This window comes from Devosia sp. SL43 (genome assembly GCF_021729885.1).
Classification (GTDB): Bacteria; Pseudomonadota; Alphaproteobacteria; order Rhizobiales; family Devosiaceae; genus Devosia.
The window spans coordinates 1,070,264-1,092,673 of the sequence record NZ_CP063401.1 but is presented as its reverse complement, the minus strand read 5'-3'; the positions used below and the strand labels follow the sequence as shown (position 1 = coordinate 1,092,673).

Sequence of the window (22,410 nt, the reverse complement as noted above, 5' to 3'; positions counted from 1 at the left end):
TGAACGGTAGGGTACGCCTGACCATGACCAAGCGAAAATTCTGCCTCTATCTGATCAAGCCGTCGCACTATGACGACCAGGGCTATGTGATCCAGTGGCGGCTGTCGCCGATCCCATCCAATTCACTGGCGTCCGTGCACGGGCTGACCATCAACATCATCGAGAGCAAGATGCTCGGTGATGACTGGGACTTCGATGTCGTCACCATCGACGAGACCAATACGATCATCGACGTCCAGGGGGTGATCGATCGCGTCCAGCAGGCCGATGTCGGCCTGGTCATGCTGATCGGTGTGCAGTCCAACCAGTTTCCGCGTTCGCTCGATCTGGCCCGCCCTCTGCTCAAGGCTGGTGTTCAAGTCGCGATCGGCGGCTTCCACGTGTCCGGCGTCATCTCGATGCTCAATGGCGAGGATGCGGACTTCAAGACGGCGCAACAGATGGGGATTTCGCTGTTCGCGGGGGAATCCGAAGGCCGACTGCAGGAAGTGTTCGGCGACGCCATCAATGGCACGCTCAAGCCGCTGTATAATTTCATGAACGACCTGCCTGGCATTGAGGATACCCCGGTGCCGTTCATGCCGGCCGACCACGTGGCGCGCACGGCCTACAACCTCACCAGCTTCGACGCTGGCCGCGGTTGTCCGTACCAGTGTTCGTTCTGCACCATCATCAACGTGCAGGGGCGCAAGTCGCGGCGGCGGTCGCCCGACGATATCGAGAAGATCATCCGGCTCAACATGAGCCAGGGCGTGCATCGCTATTTCATCACCGACGACAATTTCGCGCGCAACAAGGATTGGGAGGCGATCATGGATCGCCTGATCCACATGCGCGAGGTCGAGGGGCTGAAGTTCAACTTCATCATCCAGGTGGACACGCTCTGCCACCGCATTCCCAACTTCATCGAGAAATGCGCCCGGGCCGGTGTCACACGCGTCTTCATCGGGCTCGAAAACGTCAATCCGGCCAATCTCAAGGATGCCAAGAAGCGGCAGAACAAGATCACCGAATATCGCACCATGCTGCTGGCGTGGAAGCAGTGGCACGTGATCACCTATGCCGGCTATATCCTGGGCTTTCCCACCGATACGCCCGAGCGCATCATGCACGATATCGACGTGGTCAAGCGCGAGCTGCCGGTCGATATCCTGGAATTCTTCTTCCTGACGCCGCTGCCGGGATCGGAAGATCACCAGAAGCTGCACCGGGCTGGTGTGGCGATGGATCCCGACCTCAACAAGTATGACCTCAACCACGTCACCACAGCGCATCAGTTGATGAGCAAGGCGGAGTTCGAGAAGGTCTATGCCGACGCCTGGAGCCGCTATTACACGCTCGACCATGTCGAGACGCTGATGCGGCGTGCGGCGGTGTCGAAGATTTCGACGTCGCAGGTGTTGCTGCTGTCGACCTGGTTCATGGGCGCGCTCAAGATCGAGGGCGTGCATCCGCTGGAAGTGGGCTGGATCCGGATCAAGTCGCGGTTGAACCGCCGCTACGGCATGAAGATCGAGCCGGCGGTGCTGTTCTATCCGAAGTATTATGCCGAGCTGGGCTGGAAGCTGGCCCGTTGGGGATGGCTGTATTTCCGCTTCGGGCTCAAGCAGCTCAAGGTCGAGCGCGACCCCAACCGGCATGCCTATACTGACCATGCGATGACCCCGGTCACCGACCATGATGAGCAGGATTTCGAGCTGTTCAAGACCACGGATGCGCAGGCCTGGCTCAACCAGGAAAAGCGTATCGACAAGGCCCGGCATGGGATCAGCGAGCCGGCGGATACGGTTTAAGGGAAAGCCCTAAGCCTGCCCTTCTAACCCGTTCAAACTTCGTCTAAAACCTCTGCGGGTTCGGAGTCGCGGAGGGTGCGATGGGCTTGCCGGTGTTTCCCGTCGAAGGCGGCTGCCAATGCGGCGCCGTACGCTACCGACTGAAGGCGAGCCCGCTTTCGGTCTACAATTGCCATTGCAAGGACTGCCAGCGCTTCTCGGGCGCCGCGTGGTCGATGTCGATGATCGTGCGCGACGCCGATTTCGAGCTTTTGTCCGGTGAAATCTCCCAATACCGACGCACAGCCGAGAGTGGCAATGTCATTGTCATGAACTTCTGCGCCCATTGCCATGGATGGATCTGGAACGATCCTCCAGCGCCGGGCATCAAGGTGGCGCGTGCGGGAACGCTGGACGATTTGGACTGGGCGGCACCGGTGGGCAATATCTGGACCGACAGCAAGGCCGCCTGGGTCAAGATCGACCCGCAACAGATCAATTTCGCCAAGGGCGCAATCGACCGCACGCCGCTGTTCGATGCCTGGACACGCGCGCATCAGGACCTATGACATGACAGTTCAGACCGACATCTTGCTGGTCAAGAAGCAGGAGCAGGAGCTTGTGCTCACTGCGTTCGACGAGACGGTCGCCTTTGACCTGGGCAGCGCCATTCGCGCCCGCGCTCTCGCCGAGAAGCTTTCCCTCGTCGTCGATATCCGCACGTGGGACCGGCAGATGTTCTTTGCCGCGACCGGTGGCACCAGTGCCGACAATGCCGAATGGGTGCGCCGCAAGATCAACACGGTGCGCCGTTTCCAGCGTTCGAGCTATCGCATGGTGCTGGAACGGGGCGAGCAGCCGTTTCCGCCGCAGGTTGGCGCCGATCCGGTCGATTTCGTCGTTGCCGGCGGGGGCTTTCCGATCAGCGTCAACGGTGCCGGCATCATCGGCGCGCTGACCATCTCCGGGCTGCCCGGCCGCAGCGATCATGGTGTCGCCGTCGATGCGCTCTGTGACCATCTCGGTTTCGACAAATCCACCTATGCCCTGCCGCCCGAATAAGGTCCCCCGATGAAGCTCAACTATCTGCTGCTGGATGTCTTCACGCGCCACCGCCTGCAGGGCAACCAGCTTGCCGTAGTGACCAAGGGCGACGGCCTGCTCGATGGCGAGATGCAGGCCATAGCCCGCGAGTTCAATCTCAGCGAGACGGTGTTCATCCTCAAGCCAAACGCCGAGCGCAATACGGCGGCGGTACGCATCTTCACGCCGCATACGGAACTGCCATTCGCTGGCCATCCCACCGTCGGCGCCGCCGTGGTGCTGGGATTGCAGAACAAGGTCAGTGCTGTCCGGCTCGAAGAGAAGATCGGTCTGATCACCGCCCTGTTCGAGAAGGCTGATAAGCGTTCGGGGGAGGCGCGCTTCGCGCTGCCGCGGCTGCCGTCGCGCGTGGCCGATCTCACCGACAAGCTGGGCATTGCGCAGGCTTTGGGCATCGAAGTGGAAGATATCGGCTGCGATGTCTATCAGCCGGCTGTGTTCTCGGCCGGCGTGACCTTCCACCTCGTGCCGGTGCGTGACGCCAATGTGCTCAAGCGCATCAAGGTCAACCGGGGCATCTGGAACGAGGTGTTCAAGCACGACCACAATTCGGCGTATGTGTTCACGCTGACGCCCGACGAGCCGGACAATGACTTGGCGGCGCGCATGTTCGGCATGGATATCGGCGAGGACCCGGGCACCGGCTCTGCTGCTGCGGCCTTGATTGGGCTCTTGTCAGAACATGCGACATTGGCCAACGGGCAGGCGGACTTCGTGCTGCGACAGGGCCACGAGATGGGCCGCCCCTGCCGGATTACCATCCAGTTGCGCAAGGACCACGACATCCTGATCCATGGTGGCATCGGTGGGCATGCGGTGGTCGTGTCGGAGGGCGTGCTCGATCTCGACGACTGAGCCACACCAGCTTGCCGGCGTTGTGCTTTCGGCGGTGTTTGCATTCAACTAGACGCAAATCCGATAGCAAATAATCAACATCTGCCGATGCTTGGGCTTGCGCAGGCCGACAGATTCGCGCATTCTTATGACAAATCGAGACCTGTGCCATGCAGCGCAACCGCGCCAAAGCCATTGCAATCGCGAAAACTCAGGACCGCAACCGCGTCCTGGTGATTGCTGCTGGCATGTTGCTGCTCCCGGCCGCGCTCCTTCTCCTTCTTATCAGCCCCTGATCACCGGCAGCTCGAACGAGCGGGTCGTCAGGGGATAGTGCCATAAGCCGAACAGCAAATGTCCGGCCTGAAGAGCTTTGACTCTCGGCCGCTCGATAGGAATTTTTGAGACATGTCCGCCGCCACCACGACCAACAAAGACCGCGTCTACATTTTCGACACCACCCTGCGCGACGGCGAACAATCGCCCGGCGCCACCATGACGCTGGAGGAAAAACTTCAGGTCGCCGAGACCCTGGACGATATGGGTGTCGACATCATCGAGGCCGGTTTCCCGATTGCCTCCAATGGCGACTTCGAAGCGGTGGTCGCGGTGGCCAAGCAGGTCAAGCGTGCCACAGTGGCGGGCCTGGCTCGCGCCATCACCGCCGATATCGATCGGGCAGGCGAGGCGGTGCGCCACGCGCAGCGCGGCCGCATCCACACGTTCGTGTCCACCTCGCCGATTCATCTGGCGCACCAGATGAAGAAGACCGAGGACGAGGTCATCGAGATCATCGCCCGTACCGTGGCGCATGCCCGTAACCTGATCGACGATGTCGAATGGTCGGCGATGGACGCCACGCGCACGCCGCTGGAATTCCTCAAGCGCTGCGTCGAGGCGGCGATCAAGGCTGGCGCGACCACAATCAACCTGCCCGATACCGTCGGCTATGCCGTGCCCGACGAGCACGAGAAGATGTTCCGCGATATCATCACGCAGGTGCCCGGCGCCGACAAGGCGATCTTCTCGGCGCATTGTCACAACGATCTGGGCCTGGCCGTCGCCAACTCGCTGGCTGCCGTCCGCGGTGGTGCCCGTCAGGTGGAATGCACCATCAACGGGCTGGGTGAACGCGCTGGCAATGCGGCGCTGGAAGAAATCGTCATGGCCCTGCGCACCCGTGGCGATGCCATGCCCTACCAGACCGAAATCGAGACCACCCATCTGGCCCGTGCCAGCCGTGTCGTTTCGGCGGCGGCTAATTTCCCAGTGCAGTACAACAAGGCGATCGTGGGCAAGAATGCCTTCGCGCATGAGAGCGGCATCCATCAGGATGGCATGCTGAAGAATGCCGAGACCTACGAGATCATGACGCCAGCCAGCGTCGGCATCAAGGAAACGACCCTGGTCATGGGCAAGCATTCGGGCCGCGCCGCCTTCAAGGACAAGCTGCGCGAGCTGGGCTATGAGCTGGGCGACAATGCCTTCCAAGAAGCCTTCGTGCGCTTCAAGGATCTGGCCGACCGCAAGAAGCATGTCTACGACGCCGATATCGTGGCTCTGGTCGACGACGAGGTCGGCTCGGTTGGCGATCGCATCAAGCTGGTCGATATGGAGGTCGTATCCAAGACCGGCGGCGTCCACAGATGCGACATGACGCTGTCGATCGATGGCGAAGCAAGCTCGGTCAGCTTCGAGGGGACCGGCTCGGTCGATGCCATCTTCAACGCCATAAAACAGGCCGTGGGCCAGCAGCCGCATCTGGTGCTTTACGCCGTCGATGGCGTGACCGGCGGCACCGATGCGCAGGCTTCGGCTCACGTGCGCCTGGAAATGAATGGTCGCATCGTTTCGGGCAATGCGGCCGAACCGGATACGCTGGTGGCCTCGGCCCGTGCCTATCTCAATGCCTATAACCGCCTGCTGATCGAACGCGGCGCGTCCGCACAGGGTGCGATGGCCGGCTGACATCACAGGATCGCCTCGTGCCCCGACCCATCGTGGCCGGGGCAGGAGGACCATCATGGGATATGAACTCGTCGACGTGAGCACGCCCGAGGATTGGGCTGCGTATCACGACATCCGGCGGCGCGAGCTGTTCGAGGCGCGGGGCCGGTTCGGCATCTACAATCCGAACTACCCGGACGAACATACGCCGGATAAGCACCATTACCTGCTCAAGCACGATGGCAAGCCAGTCGGCACGACGCGGCTTGATGTCCGTGGGGACGGCAGCGCGGTCTTCCGGCTGGTCGCCATCACGGCGACGGAGCAGGGCAAGGGCCACGGTCGCGTGTTGAGTGAACTGGTGGAAGGGCGCGCCAGGGGTTTCGGCGCCCACACGTTGCTGGTCAACGCTGCACGGACGGCGCTCGGCTATTACGAGAAGACCGGCTGGCAGGTCCATGAATGGGACGCCAGCGAACTTGTCGACATGGCAGCCGAGTGCGTCCAGATGCGCAAATTGCTGTAGCTTGCATATGACCCCCAATTGAGCGATCAACACGCCCGACGAATTCGGGGCGCTGGCGTGATCTCAAAAGCTGAACTGCGCGGTGTGCTGACCGGGCTGAGCCTCGTGGCGGTGGCTCTGCTAGTTGCCATCAGCGGCCCCATTCTGGTGCCGGGTCAGGAATTGCTGAGTTCGCTTCGCTTTCACGTGGGCCTGGCGCTGCTGGCCTTGCCACTGGCGCTGCTGGTGGTCGGGGCGTGGCGGCGGGCGCTGCTGGTGTTGCTGCTGGTTGGGGCCAGCCTGGGGCAGGGTGGCTGGATCGTCTGGCAGCAGCAGGCGGGTCGTGCCGAACTGCAGGAGAGAGCCGCACTGGCAACGCTCGAGGTGATGAGCTTCAACGTGCTCGCCTATAACGAGCGCGGTGCCGATATCGCCAGCTACGTGCTGCAGTCGGCACCGGACCTGCTCGTCACCATGGAGTCCAACGCCATCATGGGGCAGTTGGACGAGCTTGCTGCGGATTATCCCTACCGGGCGGGTTGCAATCCGCAAGGCGACGACTGCGACCTGATGGTCTTCTCACGCACGCCGCTCGCAGACGTAGTTGTGCAGAAGCTCGAACCGTTCCAGCGCCTTCGGCTGGTTTCGGCCCGGACCGTCGTGGACGGGCAGTCCGTGACCATCGTCGGGATCCATCTCAGCAAGCCGTATTTCGACGAGGCCGCCTGGGTCGAACTGATGCAACTGCGCGAGACATTGCGCGATATCGACGGTCCGGTCATCGTCGCAGGTGACTTCAATGCCGCTGCCTGGTCCGACACCGTGGCCGATTTCGTGGCCCGCGCCGAGCTGGTGCCTCCGCCACTCTATCCGGCAACCTGGCCCATTCGCCTGGGTAAACTCGGCGTGCCAATCGACAACATGTTTACCGGTGGCGACGCGCTGATCGAGTCGATCGCCGCATTCGACGACAGCCTCGGCTCCAACCACCGCGGATTGCTGGCCAGCGTGCAGCTCTTGGGGCCGGCGAACTAACCGGCAGCGTCAATCGCCTGGGGCAGCATCTCGGCCAGCAGGTCGAGAGCGGCGTCGTCACCTACGCTGATGCGGATGCAGTGATCCAGTCCCGGCGCGGCAGGCTTGCGGATGAAGATGCCCTGCTGTGCCAGCGCCTCGAGCAGCCTCTGCGCGAAGGCGGCGTCGCGGCCGGTGTCGATGGCGACGAAGTTGGTAGCCGAGGGCAGGGGATGCAGACCGTTCGTCGCGGCGATATCGGTGATGCGCTGTCGGGCGGATGCGGTGCGCGTTACCACCGAGGCAAGATGCTCAGTATCCGCCAATGCCGCCATGGCGCCAGCCTGGGCCACGGCGTTGACCCCGAAATGATTGCGCACGCGCTCGAAGGCCCGGATGGTCTGGCGCTCACCGATGGCGTAGCCGCAGCGCAGCCCCGCCATGCCATGCGCCTTGGAAAAGGTGCGCAGGCGCAGAACATTCGGACGGTCGGTATCGAGCGCCGGCATTGTGCCTGATGGCGCGAACTCGCCATAGGCTTCGTCGAGCAGAATCAGTGTCGTCTCGGGTACAGCATGGATGAACCGCTCGACCTCGCTGGCTGACCACCAGCTTCCCATGGGATTGTCGGGGTTGGCGAGATAGACCACGGCCGCATCTTCGCGCCGGGCGGCGGCGGCGAGCCCCTCGATATCCTCATGCAGGTCGGCATAGGGCACGCTCACCAGCCGGGCGCCGAAACCGGTCACGTGATAGTTCAGCGTGGGATAGCCGCCCAGCGAGGTGACCACAGGGGTCCCCGGCCCCGCGAAGAGACGGACCGCCAGGCCGAGCAGGCCGTCGATGCCCTCGCCAACCACGATGTTATCGGCAGATATTCCGTGGTGGGCCGCCAGAGCCTGGCGCAGGTCGTGGCATTCCGGATCGCCATACTTCCAGCCGTCGGCGATGGCAGCGGCCATGGCAGCCTGGGCCAAGGGCGAGGGGCCGAAGGGGCTCTCATTAGCGCCAAGTCGTGCCCGGAATGCGCTTCCGGATCGTCGCTCAAGGGCTTCGGGGCCGGTGAAGGGCACTGTCTCGGGCAGGGCGGCAGCAAGAGGAGCAAGGCGGGGACGAAGCAAGGGCGCGACTCGCGTTTGGTCCGGACATCCTAGTGCCCGCCGCGAGTTGGCCGCAAAGCGAGAATGCCGCGAACCGCTGTTTGAGCGTTTTGCACAGGCGGAAAGCCGAGCCATGATGCTGAAGAAGCCGCCTGCCGGGGCTTTGCGCTGGGTAGGCAAGTCTGGAGCATTTGAACTAAATCCCACCTGATCTGGCAATATCCCGGAAGGCATGGGCGCGCAACTTGTGGCCCGCGTCATCTCCCTGGCGCTCCCCAATAAAGATTCTTTCAGGAGCTCTGCCATGCCCCCAACCTACGTCCTTGCGCGGGATCACCTGCAACGCGCCGCAGCGATCCTGCAGGGCGCCGACAGTCGTTCGCGCCAGCTGCGCTATATCGTGGAACGAACGATCAGCCTGATCGACGATATCCCGCCGGTGGTTCAGCCGGTCGGCAATGTTCTCGATTTCAACGCGTTCCGGGAGCGCCGGACTGCCATCGACTAACGGCTCCCATGCCGGTGCCGGCGGGACATATCCCCCGGCACCGTCGATTCAACTGCCGGCCTGAGTCTCTGGGCTCGGATTGGCCGGGTCGGGCGTGACGGTGATGCCGGCCTTGGTTTCCTTGGTGCCGGTCAATTCGCGATTGAGGGCCAGCTTGGCCTCTTCGGTGAGGGAATAAAGCACCGGCAGATAGTCGGGTGTCGAGACCCAGGCGCGCAGCTGCATGTTGACCGCCGCACCCGAAAAACTATCCACATGCACATTGGGCGCCGGATCGACCAGCACGCGCTTTTCCGCCGTGGCGATGCGCAGCAGGATTTTTCGCGATTTGGCGATGTCGATGCTATCGGGGACGCTGACATTGACATCGATACGCCGCCGTGGTTCGCGACTGTGATTGGTGATGGCGGAAGCCCAGAGCTTCTGGTTGGGCGTGAAGATATAGAGCCCACTCGACGAGCGCAGCCGCGTGCCGAAGAGACCGATTTCCACCACGATGCCCGCCACGCCATCGCCCTGGATGAACTCGCCGATGGCGATTGGTCGCAGCCAGATCAGCATGATGCCGGCCGCGATATTGGCCAGCGTGCCCTGCAGCGCCAACGCGATGGCGAGGCCCGCCGCGCCGAGTACGGTGAGAATCGAACTGTTGGCCACGCCCAGCAGGTTCAGTGCCGTCACCAAGGCGAAGATCAGAATGCCGTAGCGCGCGGCCTGCGACAGGAGGGGCGCGAAATTCTTGTCGACGCCATAGGCCAGCGGCAGCAGGCCCCTGATGGCTCGCGCTGCAATCTTGGCGACATACCAGCCGGCCACCAGTACGGCGATCGCTGCCAGCAGGCTCACCGCATTTGCCAGGAGCCAGTAGACCGGCACCATCAATATCTCGGAAATCGTCATAGTGCCCCGGTTCGTGCCACACTTTGCTGCCGCGACACTGTAGCAAACCCATCATGTGAGGAAAGTGGAGCTAAGCGCTGGACAGCGCAGAATCCCTTCGCTATAGAGGCGCCACTTTGGAAGCTCCGGCAAGGGGCGAGTAGCTCAGCTGGTAGAGCAGATGACTCTTAATCATCGGGTCCACGGTTCGAATCCGTGCTCGCCCACCAAAGCCTTTTCGCACAAGGCCCCGCACTGCGGGGCCTTTTGTGTTTCCGGGGCTCGGTGCAGACTGAACCGATGAAAGCCAAGGTCCCAAAGCTCCCCAAACATCCGCCGCGATGCGGCGCCTGCAATGGAAAGGGCGTCATTCCATGTCGACGGTGCGGCGGCGGTGGCACCCAGACGAGCTGGCGCCGGCAGGTTAGCGCCTGTTCTGGTTGCGGCGGTACGGGTGAGCAGGCCTGCATCGTGTGCAGGCAGATGGGCACGCGGGAGCGCAAGTCGTAACTGGGGCAAGGCCACCCGTGCCTGATGGTTAAGGGTGCAAACATTATCAGTTTTTAATCTGCTGGACGCTTTGCGGTTAGGCGCGCTTTTCTAGAAAGTGTCATCCCTGCGGGCTTGGGCCGGACGGGGCGGCACAAACACTGGGAAAGGTCCCCTCATGTCCCACGATCACGATGAACATCACGAACACGACCTCGGATTCGCACATGACCTGACGCGAATGGTGGATCGACGACGGCTGCTTGCCATTATGGGCGGCATCGGCCTGGTATCGCTGTCGGGCCTGCCCGCTGCGTCGCTGGAATGCGTTGCCTTGCCTTGGGAAACCAATGGACCCTATCCGGCCGATGGCACCAATACCAAGGACGGACAGGTGGTCAACGCGCTGACCGAGGAAGGCGTCATTCGCGAAGACCTGCGCGGCTCGTTCGGTTCTCTGACGCCCACGGCCGACGGCGCTCAACTCGATATGGAACTGACATTGCTCGATGCCGACGGTTGTACGCCGCTGCCAGGCTATGCCATCTATGTCTGGCATTGCGACGCCACCGGACTCTATTCGCTCTATGACACCCCTGAAGCCAACTACTTGCGCGGTGTGGGCGTGGCGGATGCTGATGGCAAGGTGAAGTTCACGACCATCGTCCCCGGCTGCTACGATGGGCGCTGGCCGCATATCCATTTCGAGATATTCGAGAATGCGGCCGCAGCGGTGAGCGGGGAGGCATCGGTTCTGACGGCTCAGATCGCCATGCCCGAGGCAGAAAGCGCGGCCCTCTATGCCGCCGACAGCCGCTATTCCAACGGCACCCGGAATCTGGGCCGCATCACCATCGCCAGCGACAATGTGTTCGGTGACAATACCGAGGCGGAAATCGCCCAACAGCTGATGACTGTCACCGGAGACCCGCAGAGCGGCTACAAGGGCACGCTCAGCATTCCGGTCGATCTCACCGCAGAACGGACGACGATGGCGCCTCCGACGGGCGGCCCCGGTGGTCCGGGCGGCGCGCCGCCAGCTCTGCCCAGCAACTGAAGGTTGAGAAAGTGCGGCCCAGGCCGCCCTTTCTCCTTCAACTGCGGCACTAGGGGTACTCTTGATCGGGCAAGCCACGCCAGTCTGTCATCAACCTGTCAAAACGTACTGAAAACCTGAGAAATCCTCAGACTTTGGTTGCTGGCTGTCGTGTTTCGCTTTCCAGCCTGCTGACGGAAGGCTATAGGCGACGGACTTATCCCGCCGTTGCACGAGGCTACCAAGCATGTTCGGTATCGATCCGAGTTTTCTCAGCTCGCTTGTTCAGGTCATCCTGATCGACCTGGTCCTGGCCGGCGATAATGCCGTCGTCATCGGTCTGGCCGCAGCGGGCCTGGCCACGGACGTGCGGCGCAAGGCCATTCTGATCGGCATTCTAGCGGCGACACTACTGCGCATCTTCTTCGCGCTGATTACCACGCAGCTACTAGCGCTTGGCGGCGGGCTGCTGATCGCGGGTGGCGTGCTGCTGCTCTATGTCTGCTGGAAGATGTATCGCGAGCTGACCACGTCGCATAGCGACGAGCACGAAGCGCAGGAAGCGCTTGAGAATTCCGACACTAATGCCGATGGCACGATCGCCGGCAAGGCGCCGCGCAAGACGCTGCGCCAGGCCGTTATCCAGATCATCATCGCCGATGTCTCGATGTCTTTGGACAACGTGCTGGCCGTGGCCGGCGCCGCAGCCCATCACTTCGAGGCCCTGGTCATCGGTCTGGCCTTGTCGGTCGTGATGATGGGCGTTGCAGCGACCTTTATCGCTGGGTTGCTGCACAAGCATCGCTGGATCGCGTGGGTGGGCCTGGTCATTATCCTGCTGGTGGCTGTCCGCATGTCGCTTGAAGGTCTAGGCGCCTTCATCGCGATCCCGGAAATCCCGCTGCTCTATACGCCGCATGCTGTGGCCGAGGCTGCTGCCGTTGCGCATTAGTCTTTGGTAACCACCGCCCGAACTTTGCGGCATTTGCCGTGATGCTATAGGGATTTGATCATCTTGCCGGTCTAGTTTTCCGCTCGAAGATACGAGCGGGAAACCCATCATGTCCGTGATCGCCGATCGCCTGATCCAAACCGGCAGCGAGCCGCAACAGAAGCTGCGCGCTGCCGTTTCCGCCACGCCGATGCTTGAGACGCGCATTGTCAGCGGCGAGGAATGGGATCGCACGATCGCCGGTTTTGACGAAGTCTGCCAGGAACAGCTCTACGCCTTTGCCATCACCCGCTGGCCGTCGGTGAAGCAGGAGCCGATGCTGTTCCTGCTCGACGGCAAGGTGGTCGGCGGGTCGCTGATGATGGTGCAGCCTTTGCCGCTGCGCCTTGGCTATATTGCGGTGTCCAAGTGGGCACCGATGCTGGCGGACAATACCTGCCCCGAGGCCGACGCCATCCATGCCGGCATGGTCGAAGCGCTAATCGCGGAATATGCCGACCGACGCGGGCAGATGCTGTCCATCCTGCCGCGCGCTTCCACCGGACCGGTCAACCGGGAATATGAGCGGCTGGAGACCCGCGGCTTCAAGCGTGGCAGCGAGCTGCTGTTCCCCAGCCGCTACATCGTCAATTTGCGGCTCGACGATGCCAGCCAGCGCAAGAGCTTTTCGCAGAACTGGCGCCGACAGCTCAATAAGGCGGACAAGGCCGGTCTGACGTTCGAGCGTGCCGGGCCGGAGCGCATCGGCGAGTTCGAAACGCTCTATGCGGCGATGACGGACCGCAAACAGTTTTCGGACCATTCGGCCTACGAGACGGTTCATGCCTTGATGGCGATGGAAGAGCCCCTGCGGCCGGAACTGTTCTTCGTCCGGCAGGGCGACGAACTGGTCTATGGGGCGCTGATCTTCAAGGCCGGTGATCGAGCAGTCTACCTCTATGGCGCCAGCAACGAGCAGGCGCTGCCTTTGCGCGCTGGCTATTTCATGCACTGGCAGATCATCCGCTGGCTGCGCGATAACACCCGCGCCACCTGGTACGATCTTGGTGGTACCGATGGGTTCCAGGGCCTGCACCAGTTCAAGAAAGGCATGGTCGGCGAGGCGGGCGTGATCCGGCCGGTGCCGCCGGTGGCCAATTATGCGAGCAAGCCGCTGGCCTATCTGCTGGGCGCGGGGGCCTTTGCGGCGCGCGACGTGGTCTATCACCTGCGCCGGGTCATCGATGGCTGGCGCAATCCCAAGACCAAGGGCGACCAGGTGAGGACCAATACCGACGAGGCCTCCGAATGAGTCTCTACCGGCGTCTCGCCTCCCAATCGACCGTCATCTTCGGCGCCCGTCTCGGTGGAGCGGGCCTGATTTTCCTGGTGCAGGCGCTGATCGCCCGCATGTGGGGGCCCGAGCTGCTGGGCGAGTATCTTATCGTTATCGCTACGGTGAATCTGATCGCAGTGGTGATGCCGCTCGGCTTTCACACCGTGGGCACCTACTTTGCCGCCGAATACCGGGCAAGGGGCGAGCGCCAACAATTCCGCGTCTTCATCACGCGCGCCTATGGCCATGTGTTCGGCGCGCTGCTGCTCCTGCTGTTGGGCGGTCGCACCGTGCTCAATCTGCTGGGGCAGGGGGAGAGCGTCGTCGCCGAGCATTTCGTACCGGTGGCGCTGCTCGCCTTCGGCACGGCGCTGGTTTATGTCAACGGCGCCGTCCTGGTTGGCCTCAAGCGGCCGTTTGCCGGCTTTTTTGCCGATACCATGTTCCGCCCGATGATCGTCATGGGCGCCTTCCTCGCCACCATGGGCTTCGGGACGCCCGTGGAAGGCTTCTCCTACATGCTGTGGACGATCGCCTTCGGATATGTCGGGGTGGCGCTGACGCATTTCTGCTTCGTCATCACCTCGCTCGATCGTATCCCCGACACGGCGCCAGTCCGCGCAGAGGAGCCGCGTCGCTGGTGGCGTTTCGCCCTGCCATGGGTGCTGATCTCGCTGGCCACCGATTTCTTCTTCGATATCGACCTGCTGCTGCTCAGTCATACGCTGAGCCGGGAAGAGCTGGCGATCTTTGGCGTTTGCACGCGCCTGTTCTCGCTCATCTCGTTCGGCGTCGCCGCCGTCTATGCCGTCACCATGCCCGACATGTTCGAGAGCGAGGCCAAGGCCGATCGCGAGGCGTTCAAGCGCAAGATTGGTGACGCCAACTTGGTTGCCAGCGTGATTTCGGTGGTCCTGTTCGGCGGTGTGGCTGTGCTGGCGCCATTCGCGCTGATGCTGTTCGGCCCCAGCTTCTCCGCCGGCGCGGCGCCGCTGGCCGTGCTCTGCCTGGCGCTGGTCATCCGCTCGGTGATGGGGCCGGCCTCGCTGGTCCTGTCGATCCATGATCGGCCCTATGCAAGCCTGCCCTTTGTTGCCCTGGGCATAGGCTCGCTAATCGCCTGCAACTGGCTGCTGGTGCCATCGATGGGCCTGATGGGCGCAGCGCTGGCGGCCATCATCGCCATCACGGTGTGGTCGGTCGGGTTGTGGTGGGTCGCCCTGCGCACCGCCAAGATGGACGTATCGCTGCTGCAGTGGTTCCGCAATCGGCGCGTAGCCCCGGTACCGGCGGAGTAGCGGGCCGCACTCTAGCGCCACTCCATTTGCGATGTCATCCCGGCGAAGGCCGGGATCTATGTCCGTATGCCTCCCAATCACTGTGCTTGCGGATAGGGCCGGACATGGATTCCGGCCTTCGCCGGAATGACACGGTGGTGATTTTGAGATCGTATTCCTACTTCACAAACGCCAGCTTGAGCTTCCGTACCAGCTTGTGCCTGAGCCCGCCCTGGGTGCCGCGGTCATAGCCGGGCTCCACTTTGTTCAGCGGGCGCTCATAGAGCAGGTAGTCCTCGCCGAATATGTGCTTCTCGAGCGTGGCGACGTGCTTGTAGCCCATGCGCAACATGATGGCCGCGGCCGGGTCGTTGCCTGACTTGGTGTAGGTGGCAATCTTGTGGAAGCGGCCATTGTCCCAGTGGTTGATGAAGGCGCGCATGCCGGTGATACCGAGGGCCGAGCGGCGCTTTTCGGGGAAGACGTAGCTCCAATAGAGCCAGAGCGTGCCCAGTTCCGGGCCCGATATCATGAAGCCCGACACCTCGCCCTTGAGCATGAAGACCATGACATGGTGCGGATCGGCGTCGATCAGGCTAGCGAGGTAGTCCTTGGTCAGCCGCGCCGCTTCGTATGCCTTGAACTCCTCGCTGTAGAATGGCGAGGTGGCGATGGCTTCCTGCAGTCGACCATAGACCAGGCCGATATCGGCGTAGGTCGCCGGCCGGTAGAGCGGCGAGCGCTCTGCTGGTTGGTCGGTAGGGGCGGCAGATTCGAGGACGGCATCGCTCATGGCGGATACTCCGATCCGATAATGCTGCACCATACCATCGGGCAGCAATGGCTCGAAGCGCCGAGGCTCCGGGCAGTTAATGGCGTGTACCCATGCCGTTGCGCAGACTTACCCAATTAGTCGCAGCGACAAGCCCTTGCTCGGCGCAGGGTGGGTCACTAGAACGGAAGCCGGGAGAGATAAGGGAGGATAGTATGAGCGAGCAGCTCGTATTCCAGCCAAGTGCGGCTGCGATCGCACGCACCCACGTCACCAAGACCCAATATGACGAGATGTATGCCCGTTCGGTCAGTGATCCGGATAGCTTCTGGGCCGAGCAGGCCAAGCGTCTCGACTGGGTGAAATTCCCGACCAAGATCAAGAACACCACGTTCCAATATCCGGACGTGTCGATCAAGTGGTTCGAGGACGGCATTCTCAACGTGTCGTACAACTGCATTGACCGGCACCTGGCTGAGCATGGCGACGACGTTGCGCTGATCTGGGAACCGGATGATCCGAATGCGCCCGCCGAGCACATCACCTATCGCACGCTGCACGAAAAGGTCTGCCGCTGCGCCAACGTTTTGAAATCGCTTGGCGTCCGCAAGGGCGACCGCGTCACCATCTACCTGCCGATGATTCCGCAGGCGGCCTATGCCATGCTGGCCTGCGCCCGGATCGGCGCGGTGCATTCGGTGGTGTTCGGCGGGTTCTCGCCCGATGCGCTGGCTGGCCGCATCAATGATTGCGATTCCTCCCTCGTCATCACGGCCGATGAAGGCCGCCGCGGCGGCAAGACTGTGCCGCTCAAGAAGAATGTCGACAAGGCGCTGGAGGATTGTCCCGGCGTGTCCAAGGTGCTGGTCGTGCACAATACCGGTGCGGATGTCGCCATGAAGGGCAGCCGCGACGTGTGGTGGCATGAGGCTGCCGCAGGCGTCGAGCCGTTCAACGATCCCGAGCCGATGAACGCGGAAGACCCGCTGTTTATTCTCTACACCTCCGGCTCCACCGGCAAGCCCAAGGGCGTGCTGCACACTACGGGCGGCTACATCCTCTATACTTCGCTCACCCACGAGCTGAGCTTTGACTACAAGCGCGGCGAGATATTCTGGTGCACGGCCGACGTCGGCTGGGTCACCGGGCACAGCTACATCGTCTATGGCCCATTGGCCAATGGCGCGACCAGCCTGATGTTCGAGGGCATTCCCAGCTATCCCGACGCCAGCCGCTTCTGGCAGGTGGTGGAAAAGCACAAGGTCAAAATTTTCCACACGGCGCCGACCGCCATCCGCGCCCTGATGGGAGCGGGTCCGCAATATGTCGAAAAACACGACATGCCGAGCCTTCGCCTGCTCGGCACGGTGGGTGAACCGATCAATCCCGAAGCCTGGCTCTGGTACTACAACAAGGTTGGCAAGGGGCGCTGCGAGATCGTCGATGCCTGGTGGCAGACCGAAACCGGCGGCCACATGATCGCACCGTTTCCCGGCGCCATTGCGACCAAGCCGGGTTCGGCGACCAAGCCGTTCTTCGGTGTGCAGCCGGTCATGCTGTCGCCCGAAGGCAAGTTGCAGGAGCAGACCAAGGCGGAAGGCGTCCTTGCCATCAAGGATAGCTGGCCGGCACAGGCCCGCACGATCTGGGGCGATCATGGCCGGTTCGTCTCGACCTATTTCGAGACCTACAAGGGCTATTATTTTACCGGTGACGGCGCCCGCCGAGACGACGACGGCTACTACTGGATCACTGGCCGTGTCGACGACGTGCTCAACGTCTCGGGCCACCGGCTCGGCACCGCCGAAGTCGAAAGCGCGCTGGTGGCTCATCCCAAGGTCAGTGAAGCAGCGGTGGTCGGCTACCCGCACGACATCAAGGGGCAGGGCATCTATTGCTACGTCACCCTGATGGCCGGCGAGACCAGCAGCGACGAACTGCGCATCGAGCTCAAGAACTGGGTGCGCAAGGAAATTGGACCGATTGCCACGCCGGACCTCATTCAGTGGGCCCCCGGCCTGCCCAAGACCCGCTCCGGCAAGATCATGCGCCGCATCCTGCGCAAGGTGGCCGAAAACGACTTCGGATCACTGGGCGATACATCGACGCTGGCTGATCCAGCTGTGGTCAACGACCTGATCGAGAATCGGCAGAACCGGTAGGTCCCAGACCCCGGTTTTCACCTACCACAATCGCTTCCGGCGGACTTGATTCGCAGGAAGCGATTGTGTGTGGGAGAAATTTCGCGCCTCGCTGCAGTCGCTCCATAGCTCAATACGACCTCATGACGGAGACGGTCTTGCGCACCCCGCTAGCATCAATGTCGGCTCTTGCCCTGCTGACTGTCCCCACCATTGCCGCGCCCTATATTGCCAACGCCATTTTCCCCAACGTCCCCGCCGCCACCCGTGACGCGCAACTGCTCGACTTTTACCAGCAGTGGAAGTCCACCTACTTCACCTATGGCTGCGGCGAGGGCCGGGCCTATGTCGATGTCGGCGGTGACGACAAACCGGTTTATGGCGGCACCGAAGCCCATACGATCACCGTCTCCGAGGCCCATGGCTATGGCATGCTGGCACTGGTGATGATGGCCGACGTCGATTCCGATGCCCATGCCGACTTCGACGCCATGGTCCGGTATTTTCACGATCACCCATCGCTGTCCTCGCCCCATCTGCTGGCCTGGAACCAAGTGGAAGGCTGTGCCGATGCCGGTGACGATGTGGGCGGCACCAACACCGCCACGGACGGCGATCTCGACATTGCCTACGCGCTGCTGCTCGCCGACAAGGTCTGGGGCAGTGCGGGAGAGTTGGACTATGCCGCAGAGGCACGGGCCACGATGGATGCCATCATGGCCTACGAGGTCGAGCCGGTAGGCATGCATCTGGGCATCGGCGACTGGGCCTTGCGTCCAGACGACACCTATTTCCGCAACACCACCCGCTCGTCCGATTTTATGACTTCGCATTTGCGGGCTTTCGCCGAGGCATCCGGCCAGGTCGACTGGTACAGCGTGCTCGACCGCACCTACGCGATCATCGACGCGGTGCGGGCCAGTCACGCGGCCGGAACTGGGCTCATGCCCGACTTCATCGTCGATCTCGATACGGTACCGCGCCCCGCCGATGCGGTGTTTCTCGAAGGCGAGGCCGACGGGATGTATTCCTGGAATGCCGGCCGCTATCCATGGCGGATCGCGCTGGATTACCTGACGTTTGGCGAGGCCCGTGCCAAGGCTGCCATCGATCCGGTCAATGCGTGGATACGCGCCAGCACTGGAGACGATCCAACCAAGATCGCTGACACTTATGGGCTCGATGGTTCGACGCTGCCCAACCACGGCGAGAATTCCATGGCCTTCGTCGCGCCGTTCGGCGTGGCGGCAATGATCGATCCGGCCAACCAGGCCTGGCTCGACGCGATCTGGGCGGATGTGGTCGACAAGCCGGTCGCGGATGAGGACTATTTCGGCAACACGCTGAAGCTATTGAGCATGATTGCCATGAGCGGGCATTGGGCCTCGCCCTGAAAATCTCGGGCGGAGACCCCAAGATCTCCGCCCGATCAAGGCAACGGCTTCATGGGCCGGAAGGTTGAAAAACGGCCCACGCTCCAAGTCACCTGATATAACTTGCTGTCAGGTAACATGAAACACATCCCCCAAACGGGGGTGGCGCCGCATCTATTGAACGTCTGGCCATTGTTTTGGCTGCATTTGCCAGTCATCGTCGCCGGGTGATTCCAGCCCGGACCGCCCCGTGACCCCATCTTTCAGCCGCCTTGCCATCGCCGCCCTGCTTTCGCTCGCGCCGGCAGGCGCAGCCCATGCCGCAACGCTCGAGCAAATGGCTGGGCAGATGATCGTCGTTGGCTTCCAGGGCGATGAGGCGGACGATGCCTCGGTCGAAGCCCTGCGGGCCGAACTGGCGGCTGGGCGGTTGGGCGGCGTGATGCTGCTCAAGACCAACGTCAAGGGCTTGGGCGCAGTGGCCGAGATGAATGCTGCCTTCCGCGCTGCTTCGCCTGATCTGCCGCCCTTCATTACCGTCGATCAGGAGGGTGGGGCGGTCGAGCGCATGACGAAGGATGTCGGGTTCACCGAAATCCCCAATGCCGCCAGCATCGCCGCCAACAATACGCCGGCCCAGGCCAAATCCATCTATTCCACAATGGCTGCGTCACTGGCCGAGCTGGGCTTTACTGTCAATTTTGGACCGGTCGCCGACGTTAATCTCAATCCGAACAACCAGGTGATTGCCAAGTTCGGGCGCTCGTTCAGCGCCGATCCGGCGGTGGTCGCGAGCTATGATGCGGCGTTTATCGATGCCCATCACCAGGCTGGCATGTTGACAGCGCTGAAGCATTTTCCCGGCCACGGCTCATCCACTGCCGACAGCCACGAAGGTTTCGTCGACATCACCCAGACCTGGAAGCCCGAGGAGCTCGATCCCTATCGCGCACTGATTGGGGCGGGGGAGGTCGACATGGTCATGGTGGGGCACCTCTATCACGCCGACTATTCGGACGCCGACGCCCAGACGCCGTCTTCGCTGTCGCCACAATGGATCACCGGCGTGCTGCGCGACGAGTTGGGTTTTGATGGCGTGGTGATCAGCGACGACCTCGAAATGGGTGCCATCCGCGACCACTTCACGCTTGAGCAGACAGTGACGCAGGCGGTGCGCGCCGGAACGGATGTGCTGTTGTTCTCCAACACGGCCAAGTATCGCGCGAGCCTGGGGCAGGAAGTGCTGGATATTCTGATGGCGCAGGCCGCTGCAGATCCGGCCTTTGCCGCGCGGATCGAGGCGAGCTATCAGCGGATCGTCGCGTTGAAGGGTGGGATACGGTAGGCTTTCCCCACCTTCGCCACCGCCAGCGGTTCCCTCCGTCCCCATCGCCATATAAAGTGCGCTCCCAGTAGGCAGGAGTCGTTGCTTGATGGCGGATGACCGCGAAGTCCGACAGGTCCGGGCGATGTTCATATCGGACGTGCATCTGGGCATGAAGCCGATCCGGGTCGGTCAGCTCATCGAGTTCCTCCGCGCCCATGATGCCGAGACCATCTACCTCGTCGGCGATATCATAGATGGCTGGCGCCTCGCCAAGGCGTGGCATTGGCCCAGCGAATACAATCTGCTGGTCCAACTGCTGCTCGACAAAGCCAATGCCGGCACCAAGGTCATCTACCTGCCGGGCAATCACGACGAATTCCTGCGCGAGTATCTGGGCACGTATTTCGGCGAGGTCGAATTCGTCGACCGCACTGTCCATACGACGGCGACTGGCAAGACCTATCTCGTCATTCACGGCGACCAGTTCGACGTGGTGGTGATGAACGCCAAGTGGCTCGCCCATGTCGGCGACTGGGCCTACAATGCCGCTCTCCGCGTCAATATCGCCATCAACTGGGTGCGCCGACGGCTGGGTCTGCAATACTGGTCGCTCAGCGCCTGGGCCAAGCAGAAGGTCAAGAACGCCGTTTCGGTCATCGGGCGATTCGAGGAAGCGCTGGTGCATGAGGCCAAGGAATCGGGCGTGGATGGCGTCATCTGCGGCCATATCCACTTCGCGGACATGCATGACCGGCTGGGCATCCACTACATCAATACCGGTGATTGGGTGGAAAGCTGCACCGCGATCGTTGAGACGCCTGAAGGGGCGTTCGAGCTGATCAAGTGGACGGAGATGATCGCGGGCGAGCCGAAGAAGTTCCGCCTGCGACGCGCGGCGGGGTAGGGCATTCTCACCGCTCCCGCATAGGGACAGGTGAAGGTCGTCAAACAACCGTCACCCACCCTTCACAACCCCGACTTGGACTCTCGCCATTTTCGTCGGGCAAACGAACTTGTGGCGGTGCCGTCATGTCCTCCCGTCTGCTCATTGTTACTGATGCCTGGCGTCCGCAGATCAATGGCGTCGTCCGTACGCTCGAGAGTGTCGGTAAGGCGCTAGCCGATACCGGCATGGATGTGCAGTATCTGACCCCCGAGCGGTTCTGGACGCTGCCGGTGCCCAGCTATCCGGAAATCCGCATCTCGCTGGCCAGCCTGGGCGCCGTGTCGCGTCAGATCAGTGCCGTAGCCCCCGATCACATCCATATCGCCACCGAAGGCCCGCTCGGCCTATTGGCCCGGCAATATTGCATTGATCGCCGGCTGGGTTTCACCACCAGCTTTCACACGCGTTTCCCCGAATATGTCGCCATGCGCGTGCCGGTGCCGCAGGATTGGAGCTACGGCTATCTGCGCTGGTTCCACTCGGCGGCGGCCCGCACGCTGGTGCCGACGCCATCGTTGCGCGACGAGCTGGTAGCGCGTGGTTTCCAGCGGCTGGGCCTGTGGAGCCGCGGCGTCGATGGTGGCCGTTTCCGCCCCGGTCCCAAGACGCGGTTTCACGACCTGCCCGGGCCGCACCTGCTGCATGTCGGCCGTGTCGCCGCCGAGAAGAATATCGAGGCCTTCCTGAACCTCAAGGTTGCGGGCACCAAGATCGTGGTCGGCGACGGCCCCGATTGTGCCCGGTTGATGCGCGAGCACCCGGAGGCAGTGTTCCTCGGCTACCGCCATGGCGAGGAACTGGGCGAGCTCTATCGCAGCGCCGATGTGCTGGTCTTCCCCAGTCGCACCGATACATTCGGCAATGTCATCACCGAGGCCCTGTCGTCCGGCACGCCTGTCGCCGCCTATCCGGTTACGGGTCCACGCGATGTGCTCAGCGATCGCAAAGCCGGCGCGCTGCATGACGATCTCAACGTTGCCGTCGCCCGCGCGCTGACCCTCAGCCGCGACGATGCCCGTGCGCATGGCGAGAAATTCACCTGGGCCGCGAGTGCCGAACAGCTCCGTTCGCAGCTCGAGCCGTTGCACCGCCGCCTCGCTGCAACCGCTTAACAGTAAC

21 protein-coding genes and 1 tRNA gene are annotated in these 22,410 nt (G+C 62.3%); 19 read left to right on the top strand and 3 right to left on the bottom strand.

Annotated elements, in window-relative coordinates; all coding sequences use genetic code 11:
* Positions 1 to 23 precede the first annotated feature (23 nt).
* The 8 genes from IM737_RS05390 to IM737_RS05360 all read left to right on the top strand — a co-directional run bounded on the left by IM737_RS05390 (position 24) and on the right by IM737_RS05360 (position 7,197).
* The gene (locus tag IM737_RS05390; RefSeq protein ID WP_236898897.1) at positions 24 to 1,793 is read left to right on the top strand and encodes a B12-binding domain-containing radical SAM protein; all 1,770 of its coding nucleotides are present in this window, start codon (positions 24 to 26) and stop codon (positions 1,791 to 1,793) included.
* Between the two features lie 80 nt (positions 1,794 to 1,873).
* Positions 1,874 to 2,341, top strand: coding sequence for a GFA family protein (locus IM737_RS05385; protein ID WP_236898896.1), 468 nt, complete (start codon positions 1,874 to 1,876; stop codon positions 2,339 to 2,341).
* 1 nt (position 2,342) lies between these two features.
* Positions 2,343 to 2,834: a heme-degrading domain-containing protein gene (locus IM737_RS05380; RefSeq protein ID WP_236898895.1), complete on the top strand. Its 492-nt coding sequence runs from the start codon at positions 2,343 to 2,345 to the stop codon at positions 2,832 to 2,834.
* A 9-nt stretch (positions 2,835 to 2,843) separates the two neighbouring features.
* Positions 2,844 to 3,731 (top strand): PhzF family phenazine biosynthesis protein, encoded by an 888-nt coding sequence (locus IM737_RS05375; protein WP_236898894.1) that lies wholly within the window; start codon positions 2,844 to 2,846, stop codon positions 3,729 to 3,731.
* 149 nt (positions 3,732 to 3,880) lie between these two features.
* Positions 3,881 to 4,006: a hypothetical protein gene (locus IM737_RS20925; protein ID WP_272906547.1), complete on the top strand. Its 126-nt coding sequence runs from the start codon at positions 3,881 to 3,883 to the stop codon at positions 4,004 to 4,006.
* A 112-nt stretch (positions 4,007 to 4,118) separates the two neighbouring features.
* On the top strand, positions 4,119 to 5,678 hold the full coding sequence (locus tag IM737_RS05370; protein ID WP_236898893.1) for a 2-isopropylmalate synthase: 1,560 nt from the start codon (positions 4,119 to 4,121) through the stop codon (positions 5,676 to 5,678).
* A 55-nt stretch (positions 5,679 to 5,733) separates the two neighbouring features.
* Positions 5,734 to 6,183 (top strand): GNAT family N-acetyltransferase, encoded by a 450-nt coding sequence (locus IM737_RS05365; RefSeq protein ID WP_236898892.1) that lies wholly within the window; start codon positions 5,734 to 5,736, stop codon positions 6,181 to 6,183.
* 57 nt (positions 6,184 to 6,240) lie between these two features.
* Positions 6,241 to 7,197, top strand: coding sequence for an endonuclease/exonuclease/phosphatase family protein (locus IM737_RS05360; RefSeq protein ID WP_236898891.1), 957 nt, complete (start codon positions 6,241 to 6,243; stop codon positions 7,195 to 7,197).
* Here IM737_RS05360 and IM737_RS05355 read toward each other — a convergent pair.
* Positions 7,194 to 8,297, bottom strand: coding sequence for a pyridoxal phosphate-dependent aminotransferase (locus tag IM737_RS05355; RefSeq protein WP_236898890.1), 1,104 nt, complete (start codon positions 8,295 to 8,297; stop codon positions 7,194 to 7,196). The two genes, IM737_RS05360 and IM737_RS05355, sit on opposite strands and share 4 nt — an antisense overlap.
* Positions 8,298 to 8,580: 283 nt before the next feature.
* Between IM737_RS05355 and IM737_RS05350 the strand changes: the two genes are divergently transcribed.
* Complete coding sequence (locus IM737_RS05350; protein ID WP_236898889.1) at positions 8,581 to 8,784, top strand: hypothetical protein; 204 nt, start codon at positions 8,581 to 8,583, stop codon at positions 8,782 to 8,784.
* 48 nt (positions 8,785 to 8,832) lie between these two features.
* On the opposite strand, the gene IM737_RS05345 is transcribed toward IM737_RS05350, so the two are convergent.
* The gene (locus IM737_RS05345; protein WP_236898888.1) at positions 8,833 to 9,684 is read right to left on the bottom strand and encodes a mechanosensitive ion channel family protein; all 852 of its coding nucleotides are present in this window, start codon (positions 9,682 to 9,684) and stop codon (positions 8,833 to 8,835) included.
* Between the two features lie 133 nt (positions 9,685 to 9,817).
* On the opposite strand from IM737_RS05345, the gene IM737_RS05340 reads away from it, so the two are divergent.
* From IM737_RS05340 to IM737_RS05320, 5 genes are all read left to right on the top strand, one after another.
* Positions 9,818 to 9,893 (top strand) — tRNA-Lys (locus tag IM737_RS05340).
* A gap of 437 nt (positions 9,894 to 10,330) precedes the next feature.
* A complete protein-coding gene (locus IM737_RS05335; protein ID WP_236898887.1) occupies positions 10,331 to 11,209 on the top strand; it encodes a dioxygenase family protein in 879 nt (292 codons plus the stop codon).
* 226 nt (positions 11,210 to 11,435) lie between these two features.
* Entirely contained in the window at positions 11,436 to 12,140 is a 705-nt protein-coding gene (locus IM737_RS05330; protein WP_236898886.1) for a YjbE family putative metal transport protein, read from the top strand.
* Between the two features lie 109 nt (positions 12,141 to 12,249).
* Complete coding sequence (locus IM737_RS05325; protein WP_236898885.1) at positions 12,250 to 13,431, top strand: lipid II:glycine glycyltransferase FemX; 1,182 nt, start codon at positions 12,250 to 12,252, stop codon at positions 13,429 to 13,431.
* Positions 13,428 to 14,753, top strand: coding sequence for a lipopolysaccharide biosynthesis protein (locus tag IM737_RS05320; RefSeq protein ID WP_236898884.1), 1,326 nt, complete (start codon positions 13,428 to 13,430; stop codon positions 14,751 to 14,753). The genes IM737_RS05325 and IM737_RS05320 overlap by 4 nt, the downstream gene beginning before the upstream one ends.
* A 157-nt stretch (positions 14,754 to 14,910) precedes the next feature.
* On the opposite strand, the gene IM737_RS05315 is transcribed toward IM737_RS05320, so the two are convergent.
* On the bottom strand, positions 14,911 to 15,525 hold the full coding sequence (locus tag IM737_RS05315; RefSeq protein ID WP_236898883.1) for a GNAT family N-acetyltransferase: 615 nt from the start codon (positions 15,523 to 15,525) through the stop codon (positions 14,911 to 14,913).
* A gap of 194 nt (positions 15,526 to 15,719) precedes the next feature.
* Between IM737_RS05315 and acs the strand changes: the two genes are divergently transcribed.
* The 5 genes from acs to IM737_RS05290 all read left to right on the top strand — a co-directional run bounded on the left by acs (position 15,720) and on the right by IM737_RS05290 (position 22,403).
* Positions 15,720 to 17,666 carry an acetate--CoA ligase gene (gene acs, locus IM737_RS05310; protein ID WP_236898882.1) on the top strand — a complete coding sequence of 649 codons (1,947 nt, stop codon included), beginning with the start codon at positions 15,720 to 15,722 and terminating at the stop codon, positions 17,664 to 17,666.
* Between the two features lie 137 nt (positions 17,667 to 17,803).
* Positions 17,804 to 19,039, top strand: a complete 1,236-nt coding sequence (locus IM737_RS05305) for a glycosyl hydrolase family 8 (RefSeq protein WP_236898881.1) — start codon at positions 17,804 to 17,806, stop codon at positions 19,037 to 19,039.
* A 229-nt stretch (positions 19,040 to 19,268) separates the two neighbouring features.
* Positions 19,269 to 20,363 carry a glycoside hydrolase family 3 N-terminal domain-containing protein gene (locus IM737_RS05300; RefSeq protein WP_236898880.1) on the top strand — a complete coding sequence of 365 codons (1,095 nt, stop codon included), beginning with the start codon at positions 19,269 to 19,271 and terminating at the stop codon, positions 20,361 to 20,363.
* An 88-nt stretch (positions 20,364 to 20,451) separates the two neighbouring features.
* On the top strand, positions 20,452 to 21,249 hold the full coding sequence (locus IM737_RS05295) for a UDP-2,3-diacylglucosamine diphosphatase (RefSeq protein ID WP_236898879.1): 798 nt from the start codon (positions 20,452 to 20,454) through the stop codon (positions 21,247 to 21,249).
* Between the two features lie 125 nt (positions 21,250 to 21,374).
* Positions 21,375 to 22,403 carry a glycosyltransferase family 4 protein gene (locus tag IM737_RS05290; protein ID WP_236898878.1) on the top strand — a complete coding sequence of 343 codons (1,029 nt, stop codon included), beginning with the start codon at positions 21,375 to 21,377 and terminating at the stop codon, positions 22,401 to 22,403.
* Positions 22,404 to 22,410 lie beyond the last annotated feature (7 nt).